This is a genomic window from uncultured Agrobacterium sp. (assembly GCA_913777615.1).
GTDB lineage: Bacteria > Pseudomonadota > Alphaproteobacteria > Rhizobiales > Rhizobiaceae > Agrobacterium.
In genome coordinates this window covers 408,325-420,365 of sequence record CAJYTK010000017.1, presented here as the reverse complement: position 1 = coordinate 420,365, position 12,041 = coordinate 408,325, and the positions used below count along the sequence as shown (strand labels likewise).

At 55.8% G+C, this 12,041-nt stretch carries 8 protein-coding genes, 2 tRNA genes, 1 pseudogene and 1 riboswitch; of the genes and pseudogenes, 5 read left to right on the top strand and 6 right to left on the bottom strand.

Features of this window, described 5'->3' with window-relative positions:
• Window positions 1–112: pseudogene (locus QZ862_RS16640) on the top strand (IS5/IS1182 family transposase); the annotation flags it as partial.
• A gap of 145 nt (window positions 113–257) precedes the next feature.
• Entirely contained in the window at window positions 258–464 is a 207-nt protein-coding gene (locus QZ862_RS16635; RefSeq protein ID WP_296101010.1) for a hypothetical protein, read from the top strand.
• Between the two features lie 61 nt (window positions 465–525).
• Here QZ862_RS16635 and QZ862_RS16630 read toward each other — a convergent pair.
• Window positions 526–602, bottom strand: a tRNA-Asp gene (locus QZ862_RS16630).
• A gap of 632 nt (window positions 603–1,234) precedes the next feature.
• On the opposite strand from QZ862_RS16630, the gene QZ862_RS16625 reads away from it, so the two are divergent.
• Window positions 1,235–1,310: transfer RNA gene (locus tag QZ862_RS16625), tRNA-Val, on the top strand.
• Between the two features lie 642 nt (window positions 1,311–1,952).
• Here the strand turns inward: QZ862_RS16625 and QZ862_RS16620 are convergent.
• The 5 genes from QZ862_RS16620 to clpP all read right to left on the bottom strand — a co-directional run bounded on the left by QZ862_RS16620 (window position 1,953) and on the right by clpP (window position 8,951).
• Entirely contained in the window at window positions 1,953–2,855 is a 903-nt protein-coding gene (locus tag QZ862_RS16620) for a DMT family transporter (RefSeq protein WP_296101009.1), read from the bottom strand.
• 133 nt (window positions 2,856–2,988) lie between these two features.
• Window positions 2,989–3,138: riboswitch (FMN riboswitch) on the bottom strand.
• Window positions 3,139–3,278: 140 nt separating this feature from the next.
• A complete protein-coding gene (hupB, locus tag QZ862_RS16615; protein WP_062425544.1) occupies window positions 3,279–3,554 on the bottom strand; it encodes a DNA-binding protein HupB in 276 nt (91 codons plus the stop codon).
• A 201-nt stretch (window positions 3,555–3,755) separates the two neighbouring features.
• Complete coding sequence (gene lon / locus QZ862_RS16610) at window positions 3,756–6,173, bottom strand: endopeptidase La (RefSeq protein ID WP_296101007.1); 2,418 nt, start codon at window positions 6,171–6,173, stop codon at window positions 3,756–3,758.
• A gap of 510 nt (window positions 6,174–6,683) precedes the next feature.
• Window positions 6,684–7,961: an ATP-dependent Clp protease ATP-binding subunit ClpX gene (gene clpX, locus QZ862_RS16605; RefSeq protein ID WP_296020859.1), complete on the bottom strand. Its 1,278-nt coding sequence runs from the start codon at window positions 7,959–7,961 to the stop codon at window positions 6,684–6,686.
• 357 nt (window positions 7,962–8,318) lie between these two features.
• Complete coding sequence (clpP, locus tag QZ862_RS16600; protein WP_296038185.1) at window positions 8,319–8,951, bottom strand: ATP-dependent Clp endopeptidase proteolytic subunit ClpP; 633 nt, start codon at window positions 8,949–8,951, stop codon at window positions 8,319–8,321.
• Window positions 8,952–9,470: 519 nt separating this feature from the next.
• Between clpP and QZ862_RS16595 the strand changes: the two genes are divergently transcribed.
• Together QZ862_RS16595 and QZ862_RS16590 are read left to right on the top strand one after the other, a co-directional pair.
• Window positions 9,471–10,718, top strand: a complete 1,248-nt coding sequence (locus QZ862_RS16595; RefSeq protein ID WP_296101005.1) for a GGDEF domain-containing protein — start codon at window positions 9,471–9,473, stop codon at window positions 10,716–10,718.
• Between the two features lie 59 nt (window positions 10,719–10,777).
• Window positions 10,778–12,025 (top strand): cytochrome P450, encoded by a 1,248-nt coding sequence (locus tag QZ862_RS16590; protein ID WP_296101003.1) that lies wholly within the window; start codon window positions 10,778–10,780, stop codon window positions 12,023–12,025.
• Window positions 12,026–12,041: the final 16 nt, after the last annotated feature.

The following is a 12,041-nucleotide window of genomic DNA, read 5'->3' as shown; positions in this document are numbered from 1 at the left end:
CATGTTCTGCCGCCTCAAGGACTTCCGCCGCGTCGCAACCCGATACGACCGAAACGCCGGCAACTTCCTCGCAGCCGTCTGCATCGCAGCGACCGTCAGCTACTGGTTGTGAGTCTGGACCCTAAGGGTAGTGGCACGACTGCAAAGGGCGGCAAACCGCACCAGCCAACCCCTACTCGAAGAACAAGCTCGGTTTCGATTTCCGTGTCGTCCGCGCTGCCGAGTTCGGCCCAGACGAAACGAGGCAACTCGCAGACATGCGCAGATCCGGCACGGTGGAGGCAACGGCGGGTGGTGCAAGTGCCCAAGCAATCTCGACCAAGATGGCCAATACGCTGGCCGCTTCGACCCGACTTCAGCAGACTTACAACCCGGTCAACATCGCCACCGTCCGCGACGTCGATGCCAACCGTCGCGAAGGCCGAGCGAAGCTCAGAAAGAACAAACCGGGACGAAAAATGTAATGAACCCAGCTACAAAAGTGTAATGGCGACCCCGCCACACTGGCTAAGTCATTGATTTAAATGGCGCGGGCGACGGGGCTCGAACCCGCGACCTCCGGCGTGACAGGCCGGCACTCTAACCGACTGAGCTACACCCGCATCTCCTGACAGGAGGCTTTCACCCCGCTGCACGAACCGCCTCGGCTGTTCGTTGAGCGGCTAACTAAGGGGTTCGTGTGGGGGTGTCAAGCAGGTTTCACGACAAAAGAATAAGCTTATGCATTTTGCTGTAGGCGTGGACTCCCAAACGCCTGATTTTTGGGGCGATCCGCCAAAAGTGGGACGGATGCCTCAGCCACGTCTTTTCCACAGCCCGGCATTTTCTTTTGAAGGCTGCCATGATTCTTTTTCATAAGGCGCCGGCTACAGACGGGTAATGGCCTGCCCTGCCCTCTCGAACACGCAGGCATCCATTTCCCACCGGTCACTCAGCATCACTGCGATTAAGAGACATCAACATTTTGGCACTGGCACCGACGTGTTCGTCCGAGCGATCTGGAGGACATTGCCTGCGCCATCTGTGGGAGGGTGACGCTTGAGGAGTAACTCAACCTGGTCTTAAGTCTCTGCAAAGGTTAGTCTATGATGCGGACAGATGACGTCCTTGAGTGCCGATGTGCAACGAAAATTCAGAAAAAAACAAAAAAACTTCACAAAGGCTCTTGCGGTTTCCGCTCGATCCGAATAGATCACGGCCACCGACGCGGCGGACACGATCCGCAGAACGCGAAGGGCGATTAGCTCAGTTGGTAGAGCGCCTCGTTTACACCGAGGATGTCGGGAGTTCGAGTCTCTCATCGCCCACCATCTTACCCTTCCATTCAAATATTCATTGTCCCCGCTTTGTTATCGGGTTGATGCTTTTGAACGCCGTTAGTGAGTGTGACTATCGCTATGTGCTCGATTGTAGCAAGCCGCCGTATGGAAAGTGGTATTGATGCAAACTACTTCAATTGGCTTATACAATTGTGCCAGAATCGGTCGCTTCGCCTGTAGATCGATTCAAGAATTATAAAGATGTTTCAGCTCATAAGTATCTCGTCGTCCTCATGATGAGGACACGTAGTAATGGGATGAACCATGTCAGCACACACCCTCGTCACTTTGGCGCTTATTGCGCTTCCTATCTACTTCTTCTTTCGATGGGTTCAGTACGATTCGGAGAATCAGGACAAGCAGCGTTAGAGACGTAAGCTCTTCCTCTTCATTCAGAAAAGAACGCGTTGCCGAACACAGTGCTCACCCGTCCGATAGCGAACATTCAGTCCCTCTCATTTTCGAAGTCGTTCGCTGTTTTGGGTTATCCACGTCCATCAACTGCGATTCTTAATCCTGTCCGTTGCCTCTCATACAGGCGAAAATAAATGCTTTCGACGCCTGCGTGCCGTGACATGCGGGCGTTTGCTGAGGTTGCCGGACGCGTTGCGACCGGCTTCCGTTAATTTGCCATCAAGACGCCGCCGGTGTTTCCTTGCTTGCCTCGCGCAACATAAGGAAGAGCGAGGCGCAGAGAATAAGAAAAGCTCCCAGCCAGAGATAGCCGCTTGGCGCGTAGCCAAAGACAAGCCAACCCGCAAAGACGTTAAGTGGCAGCTTCAGGTCGTCGAACGGCTGGACATAGGCAGCATCGGCGGCGTTGTAAGCCAGCGTAAGCAAATATTGTCCCAAGGCAGTCAGCAAGCCAGCCGCAAGCAGCAGCCAGAGACTGAGCCCGTGTGGAAGCGCGAAGCCGGATGCTGCGGCGAGCCCTGCATTGATCGGCGTTAACAAAACGAGCAGCCAGACCGTCACGGTTTCAGGCGCTTCGTGATGGGTCAGGTTCTTCATGATAAGCGACGATCCGCCCCATAGGAGTGCCGAAAGAACCGGTAGCAGCGCGGACATGGTGAAGCTGTCAGACCAAGGCTGCAGAATAATCATCGCCCCGATAAAACCGGCAAGGGTTGCCAGCCATCGGTCGCGACCGACCGTTTCCCCGAGAAAGAGGCGCGCCCCAATGATGCTGAAAAAAGGCGACGTCATAACCAGCGCGATCGCTTGCCATATTGGCACGGTAACAAGCCCCATCACCCAGGCCTGAACGCCGAGGGCGGCAAGCAGCACCCGGATGATATGGCGAAAGGGATAAGCCGTCCTCATAGCACTCAGCCCCAACCGGATCAGTAAAGGCAGTGAGAGGACAAGAGCAAAGCCATATTGCCAAAAGGCTGTCGACGCCGGCGGGAAGCCGAGCGTCATCGCAAGCTCTTGGGTGATGATGTTGATAGCGGCAAAGGCGATACCCGCCAGAACCATGAAACCGGCGCCGAGAACGGCCCGGGAGCGCAAGAGCGAAACGGAGCTCTGATTCATGCCATGCTTCCTTATCAAAAAGGACCAACATAAATCAGGACAGATGAGGACGACGAGAACCGCATCGCGAAGGACACGATAAAACGCGCAACCGCTCCCGAATGTGCTTTCGCACTGCGGGGCAGATGCCTGACCTCATTCTCTTTCATCCGGACTATGACCGTCGGCTCCGGAATTGCACCGGATCTGCTGACCCTGCCCTCTCAAGGAGAACAGGCGCTCGCGGGCTTGAGGCTTCCCCATTACCGCCGGTGGGGAATTTCACCCCGCCCTGAGAACGAACGCCGGAAAAACCGGCGAAAGAGAAGTATGACAGGACTGCACGCAGCGCAAGCCGGCGCAAAAGAAAGCCCGGCGCTAAGGCCGGGCTTGCAAAACATCGAAATAAAAATCGCCTTCGTTGAATCACGAAGTCTGGACGGATCAGCTGTTGACCGCGTCCTTCAGGCCCTTGCCTGCAGAGAACTTAGGAACGTTGCGAGCCGGAATATCGACTTCCTCGCGGGTCGCCGGGTTGCGGCCCTTGGTTGCCTTGCGGTGGCTGACGCTGAAGCTACCAAAGCCAGCAAGACGAATGTCGCCACCAGCCTTCAGTTCGTTCTGTACAGTTTCAAATACGGCGTCAACGGCAGAAGCGGCGTCAGCCTTGGACAGGCCAGCCTTCTCGGCAACTGCGGAAACGAGCTCGTTCTTGTTCATGTTTCCATCCCTTTCAGTGGTATGAAACGACTCAAAATCAGGTCCGCGCAGAATAGAGTTCTATTCGCGCACCGCCACCCAAAAGCGACGGAATCGCCTGAAAAACAAGAGGTCTCGTAATCTTTTCACAAAAAAGGCCGGCATTTCTGCCGGCCTTCAAGAAGTTCTGTGCTAATTTAGCACCATAGATCGCTCGAAATCTTAATGCGCGATGGTCTGGCTGCCGTCCTCGACACCTTCAACGGTCGCAATGACCGGCGTCTCAATACTTCCATCCCACTCGATCGGCTCAGGTTTGCGGGTCAGAGCATGCTCCAGAACCTCACCCATGCGCGATACCGGAATGATCTCCATACCGTTCTTCACGTTGTCCGGGATGTCCGCCAGATCCTTGGCGTTCTCTTCCGGGATCAGCACCTTCTTGATGCCGCCGCGAAGCGCTGCAAGCAGCTTTTCCTTCAACCCACCAATCGGCAGGACACGGCCACGAAGCGTGATCTCACCGGTCATCGCCACATCCTTCGAGACGGGAATACCCGTCATGATGGAGACGATGGCCGTTGCCATGGCGACACCTGCGGACGGACCGTCCTTCGGCGTTGCGCCTTCCGGCACGTGAACGTGGATGTCGCTCTTGTCGAAGCGTGGAGGCTCGATGCCGAAATCGACCGCACGCGAACGGACATAGGATGCCGCCGCCGAGATGGATTCCTTCATCACTTCCTTCAAGTTACCGGTCACGGTCATACGACCCTTGCCCGGCATCATCACGCCTTCGATGGTGAGCAACTCGCCACCCACCTCGGTCCAGGCCAGACCCGTTACCACGCCAACCTGATCCTCACGCTCTGCCTCGCCATGGCGGAAGCGCGGCACACCCAGATAGTCGTGGATGTTGTCTGCCGTGACCTCGACCGACTTGGTCTTGCCCTTGATGATTTCGGTGACGGCCTTGCGGGCAAGCTTCATCAGCTCACGCTCGAAGTTACGAACACCGGCTTCGCGGGTGTACTGCTGGATTACGGCCATCAGGGCGCCATCCGTCACGGAAAATTCTTCCGGACGCAGGGCATGTTCCTTGATTGCCTTGGGCAGCAGGTGCCGCTTGGCGATTTCGCGCTTTTCGTCTTCCGTGTAACCGGCAATACGGATCACTTCCATACGGTCCATCAGCGGGCCAGGAATATTGAGCGTGTTGGCGGTCGTCACGAACATGACGTCTGACAGGTCGTATTCCACTTCCAGGTAGTGGTCCATGAACGTGGAGTTCTGTTCCGGATCCAGCACCTCGAGCAGCGCCGACGACGGATCGCCACGGAAATCCATGCCCATCTTGTCGATTTCGTCGAGCAGGAAGAGCGGGTTTGCCTTCTTGGCCTTCTTCATCGACTGGACGATCTTGCCCGGCATGGAGCCGATATAGGTCCTACGGTGACCGCGGATCTCAGCTTCGTCACGAACGCCACCGAGCGCCATGCGAACATATTCGCGGCCGGTTGCCTTGGCGATGGACTTTGCAAGCGAGGTCTTACCAACGCCTGGAGGGCCAACAAGGCACAGGATCGGGCCGCGGATCTTCGTCGCGCGGGCCTGCACGGCCAGATATTCGACGATGCGTTCCTTGACCTTATCGAGACCGAAGTGATCGAGATCCAGAACCTGCTCGGCAGCGTTCAAATCGACCTTGACCTTGGACTTCTTACCCCATGGCAGACCAAGCAGCCAATCCAGATAGTTTCGCACTACGGTGGCTTCCGCCGACATCGGGCTCATCTGGCGCAGCTTTTTCATCTCCGCCTCAGCCTTTTCCTTGGCCTCCTTGGAGAGCTTGGTCTTGGCGATGCGCTCTTCCAGTTCAGCCATCTCGTCACGGCCGTCTTCGCCGTCGCCGAGCTCCTTCTGGATCGCCTTCATCTGCTCGTTGAGGTAATATTCGCGCTGGGTCTTTTCCATCTGGCGCTTGACGCGCGAGCGGATACGCTTCTCCACCTGCAGAACGGAAATCTCGCCTTCCATGAAGCCGAGAGCCTTTTCCAGACGCTGCTTCACGCTTACCGTCTCAAGCATTTCCTGCTTTTCGGTAATCTTGATGGAGAGATGCGATGCGACCGTATCTGCGAGTTTCGAGTAATCGTCAATTTGTCCAGCAGCACCAACGACTTCCGGGGAAATCTTCTTGTTGAGCTTTACGTAGCTCTCGAATTCGGACACCACAGAGCGCGACAGAGCTTCGATTTCGACAGGATCTTCGTCCGGTTCGCTCAGGATTGATGCCGTCGCTTCGTAGAAGTCTTCTCGGCCAGTGTATTCGTCGATCTTGGCGCGGCCCTTGCCCTCGACCAGAACCTTGACGGTGCCGTCGGGCAGCTTCAGCAACTGCAGAACGTTCGCCACTGTGCCGACCTTATGAATGGCCGATGGATCGGGATCATCGTCGCTGGCGTTGATCTGGGTCACAAGCATGATCTGCCTGTCGGAGCCCATGACTTCCTCGAGCGCACGGATAGACTTTTCGCGTCCGACGAAGAGTGGAACGATCATATGCGGGAAAACGACAATGTCGCGCAGAGGGAGTACGGGATAGGTACCGCCAGATGCAGCAGACGTGATGTTCATCATATCATTTCCTTTCCATGGTCCCAATTAGGGACGCTTGCCGGACGTCTTGGGAAGTTTCCGGCATATTCTTATTCGTGACTGAAAGTGGCGTTTCGCACCGTCATTTTCAAGTCACGGGAACCAACAGCCCGCTTACAATGTTTGGACAAGTTGCGCTTAACAAACGCGCGGGCTCCAAAACGCTTATACAGCCCGCATCTCACTGGCCCGTTGAGCGCGGGTTTGATGCACGATGTTCGCGAGAACATTCACCATCAGACAAAATGACTCGTAACATCTTATCAGCAAAGCGTAATTTTCTTCAAATTTAAAATCGGGAGATAGGTCGGTTATTTGCGCTTCATCAAGCACGAAGTGCCGAGCCCCTCCAGCATCCCTGCCCCAGCCGCAATTCGCGTTGCGTCTTACAGACTGAGGAAAACCTGCCGATATCTTCACGGCAGACCTCAACGCAGAAAAAGGCCCGCCAATGGCGAGCCTTCTTAATTCCAAATGGGTCCGGCTTGACGATTAGGCCGAAACATTCGCCTTTTCGTCCTGACGATCGGCATAGATGTAGAGCGGGCGCGCAATGCCGCTGACAACTTCATCCGAAATGACCACTTCTCGAACACCTTCCAACGTCGGAAGGTCGAACATTGTATCGAGCAGGATCTTTTCCATGATGGAACGCAGACCGCGCGCGCCAGTCTTGCGAGTGATCGCCTTACGAGCGATTTCGCGCAATGCGTCTTCATGGAAGGTCAGCTCGACATCTTCCATCTCGAACAGACGCTGATACTGCTTGACCAAGGCGTTCTTCGGCTCGGACAGGATCTGGATCAGCGCATCCTCGTCGAGATCTTCCAGCGTTGCCAGCACCGGCAGACGACCGATGAATTCCGGAATGAGACCGAACTTCACCAGATCTTCCGGCTCAAGTTCACGCAGCACTTCGCCAACGCGGCGATCGTCTTCGGCTTTGACCGTTGCGCCAAAGCCGATCGAGGTCTTTTCGCCACGGGCAGAGATGATCTTGTCGAGACCGGCAAAGGCACCGCCGCAGATGAAGAGAATGTTGGTCGTATCCACCTGCAGGAATTCTTGCTGCGGATGCTTGCGTCCGCCCTGCGGTGGAACGGATGCGACCGTGCCTTCCATGATCTTCAGAAGCGCTTGCTGCACGCCCTCGCCCGATACATCGCGGGTGATGGAAGGATTGTCCGACTTGCGGGAAATCTTGTCCACTTCGTCGATGTAGACGATACCGCGCTGGGCGCGCTCGACGTTGTAATCGGCAGCTTGGAGCAGCTTCAGAATGATGTTTTCGACGTCTTCACCGACATAACCGGCTTCGGTCAACGTCGTCGCGTCCGCCATGGTGAAGGGAACATCGATGATGCGCGCCAGCGTCTGGGCAAGATAGGTCTTGCCGCAACCCGTCGGGCCAACGAGCATAATGTTCGATTTCGCCAGTTCGACATCGCCGTTCTTGGAGGCGTGCGCGAGGCGCTTGTAGTGATTGTGAACGGCCACAGAGAGGATTTTCTTCGCCTGCTTCTGGCCGATGACGTATTCGTCGAGGATCTTGATGATGTCCTGCGGGGTGGGAACACCCTCACGCGACTTCACCATCGAGCTCTTGTTCTCCTCGCGGATGATGTCCATGCACAATTCGACGCATTCATCGCAGATGAACACGGTCGGCCCGGCAATCAGTTTCCGGACTTCGTGCTGGCTCTTGCCGCAGAATGAACAATAGAGTGTATTTTTCGAGTCGCCGCCGTTGCTGCCGCTGACTTTGCTCATATCTCTTTCCTTCCAGCACGCCGCAGGTCCGCAAAGCGGATCGCGGTCAACTTACCGCCTGCAAATGCGACGCCGTCTTCGGCCTTCGCATCCGCTTCGTTCCCGGGGTACTAGCCGTATCAGATACATGAACTGACGAACGGCGGCAACGAATTCCCCTTAAAACCCCGGAACAGCAATGCTCCGGTATATCTTCGCTGCTCTCCCTCACAGCATTACGGCCTACGGAAGAGCTTGGTTCAGACTACGTCATAAAAATTCAACATAGCCTTAATATGTACTATTAGCGCTTTATTTGCCGGTTTAAAGCCCAGAATTCAATCCGCCACCATAAACCGGCAGACACTCACGCCAACATCAATTTGCGGTAACGCCTTCAATTTCCTGGCGAGAGGTGAGGATCTTGTCGATCACGCCCCAATCCTTCGCTTCTTCGGCATCCATGAAGTGGTCACGGTCGAGCGTCTTTTCAACGTCTTCCAGCGTACGGCCCGTATGCTTCACGTAAACTTCATTAAGGCGACGCTTCATCTTGATGATATCGCGAGCGTGGCGCTCGATATCGGATGCCTGACCTTGGAAGCCGCCGGACGGCTGGTGAACCATGATACGGGCGTTCGGTGTCGCGAAGCGCATGCCTTTTTCGCCAGCAGCCAAAAGCAACGAGCCCATGGAGGCCGCTTGGCCGACGCAGAGCGTGGAGACAGCAGGGCGAATGAATTGCATCGTATCGTAGATCGCCATGCCGGCGGTTACGACGCCGCCGGGGGAGTTGATATAAAGAGCGATTTCCTTCTTCGGGTTCTCGGCCTCGAGGAACAGAAGCTGAGCGCAAACGAGCGACGCCATGTGATCTTCGACGGGACCTGTCAGGAAGATGATGCGCTCTTTGAGAAGACGGGAGTAGATGTCATAGGAGCGCTCACCGCGATTGGTTTGCTCCACGACCATCGGCACCAGAGCCATGGCGGTATCAACTGGATTTGTCATGTCCGTCCTTTATCCAATTCTAGCCCGGAAGCTCCGCGCGCCCGGAATCACTTTTCTTCATCTCATTACATAGAGTGTCCTTGGTCAGCACTTCAAGACTGAGGCCGCGGATATCCTTAATAGGCTGGACAATTCTTCGAACGACTTAGAGATGAAACCGCACCGACGCCAGCCTGCCAACGGTCGTCAGATCATGTCATCAACGCTTGAGTCCGAGACTGGTCAACAAGCGGTTAAGGAGCTGCAGTGTGACAAATTCTTTACGTTACGTAAGGAATAAATGGCTGAACAGTATTTCGCGTTGAAATTAAGATATCTTCGGAATACACGTTGAAGTCGCATCACTTGCCCGGAGTCGGTTAGGAACGTTAATGAGCAGGTGGGATGATGCCCTTCGCGTTTCTAGTAAGAGTGTCTGGCGACACCACCCATTGAAATGCGGATAAACAAGACGTTGGGCAGCGCAGGTGAAGCCGTCTTTCACCCGAATGCTCGTGAAAATTCACATAGGATTGCCCAGTGTTTCAAGCCCAAACAGGCATGCTAGTCTGGTCGCTGCAAACATCGACCCTTGCCGCACTTCTGGCCATGCTCTGGCTGCATGCGCCTTCGAAGAAGCACCATCTATTCTTCTCATGCGGCTTTGCGGCGGTGGGCCTGGGCTCTGCCCTGGTGGCCCAGAGGGGGCAACTTTCGGATTTCGTGACAATCGTGATCGGAAACCTCCTTGCGCTTTCGGCTTTCGGTTTTTGGCTGGCAGGCATGTTACGCCTGGAACGACGCAAGATTGAGGGGTGGATTGCGATCCCGGCGCTGCTCTGGCTCGCCGTCATGCTCCTGCCCGCAGTGCGTGAGAACATGCTGGCACGCGTGCTCGTCTATCACTTCTGCGCCGGGATCGGCTACATCACGATCGCCGGCGTCGTGATGACCTCTAAGCAGCCGATAACCATCACGCGAAAAGTCTTTGCTGTCGCTCTGGTATTGCATGCGCTTTCGGGCGGCCTGACCGCCGCGCTCATCATTCCTTTCAATGCGCTCAGCGGCCAGACGCTGCCTTTGACGGCCCCAGTCGCTTATTCCGCAGCTTTCAGCTTCGTCGTGTTGATGATGATCGCCGTGAAGATGTTCATGGAAGACAACGAAAGACGGTTGCATCGGCTGGCCGTCACGGACCATCTGACAGGTGTCCTCAATCGGCGCGGCCTGATGGAAGCATTTCCGGCGGTGAAAAAAGCACCGGAACATCGTTCTTCGCAACTCATGATCGCGCTATTCGATATAGATCATTTCAAGAAGATCAACGACCGCCACGGCCACCAGTGCGGCGACGAGGTGCTGGTGCAGTTCTGCGATCTCGTCAATCGTATCATTGGCGGCAAAGGGACATTTGTGCGTATGGGCGGAGAAGAGTTCGCTTATCTTTTGCCGCATGATGACATCACCGCAGCGTTGCGCATCGTTGATGGCGTTCGCATGTATTTCTCGCGTCTTTCCACCGACGCCAGCGACGAGAGCTTTCACTCGACCGTCAGTATCGGTGTTCATTCGATGCCGGTGTCTGAGGCAGATCTTGATTTGATGCTGAAGATGTCCGATCGCGCTCTTTATGCTGCAAAGTCCGCGGGCCGTAACAGGACCGTCTTCAACGATGGCCTGGCCAACGTCGTGCTTCCGGCCGAGGACCGGGGCGAGAACCCGCATGACAACAATGCGGACCGGCAGGTGGCTGCGCTCAATCGTATTGCAGCAATCGGCAGTCATTGACCCGCTTCTGGCCTCTCAAATCCCTTTCAACGAAGACAGGTTTCCGATAGATGTCGGGCATGAACACCATGCCCGATTTTCTCCGCATCGATCCTCAGGAACGCACCGTATCGCTCGACGCCCGCAACCCGGCGTTCTATGGCAATCCGAACGCGACTTACGCGCGCTTGCACGCACACTGTCCGACCTTCTACTGGGAGGAGCAGAAGCAGTGGTTCTTTACCGGCTATGATCACGTCAATGCGCTTTTGCGCGATCGCCGCTTCGGGCGTCAGATCCTGCACATCGCCACACGCGAAGAGCTGGGATTACCTGCACCGCTTGATCATACCCGCCACTTCGATGCCGCTGAGCGCCATTCGCTGCTCGAGATCGAGCCTCCAGAACACACCCGTCTTCGTACACTCGTCAATCGCGCCTTCGTGTCCCGCCATGTGGAGAAGATGAAGCCGGAAATTGAGGCTCTGGCGCATGGTTTGATCGACCGCTTTGCGAAGGACGGGCAGACGGAACTGCTCTCCTCCTTCGCCGACATCATTCCCGTGACGATGATTGCCAGGATGATCGGCATTCCGGAAGAGATGGGGCCACAGTTGCTCAAATGGTCGCATGCCTATGTCGGGATGTATATGTTCAAGCGCAGCCTTGAGGACGAAGTGGCTGCCGACCACGCCGCCAAGGAGTTCGCTGATTACGTGCGCAGTGTCATTGCCGAACGCCGCGCCGAGCCGAAGGACGATCTGCTCAGCCATATGATCCATACGGAGCATAAGGGCCAGTTTCTGACCGACGAAGAGCTGGTTTCCACCACCATCGTGCTCCTGAACGCCGGGCATGAGGCGACAGTGCACCAGATCGGTAATTCGGTGCGCGTTATCCTCGAAAGCGGCCTCGACACTCATTCGCTGTTCAGCGACGAAAAGACGACGGAGCGGACCGTTGAAGAAACTCTTCGCATTGGCGCGCCGGTCCATATCTTCCAGCGTTGGGCTCTGGAGCCGGTGGAAATCGATGGCGTTCGGTTCGAGCGAGGCGACAAGGTTAGCCTGATCCTCGCTGCCGCCAATCTCGATCCGCAGAAATTCAGCGATCCCCTGACTTTCAAACCTGACCGAACCGAGGCTCCAAACCTCTCCTTCGGCGCAGGCATCCATTTCTGCATCGGCGCTCCACTGGCGCGGCTGGAACTGAATATCGTTCTGCCACTTCTCTTTCAACGCCTGCCGCATCTGAAGCTTGCGAGCCAGCCTACGGTGAAGGACGTCTATCACTTCCACGGGCTTGAAAGGCTTGATTTAGTTTGGTGATCAGGTCTGTTCCTTG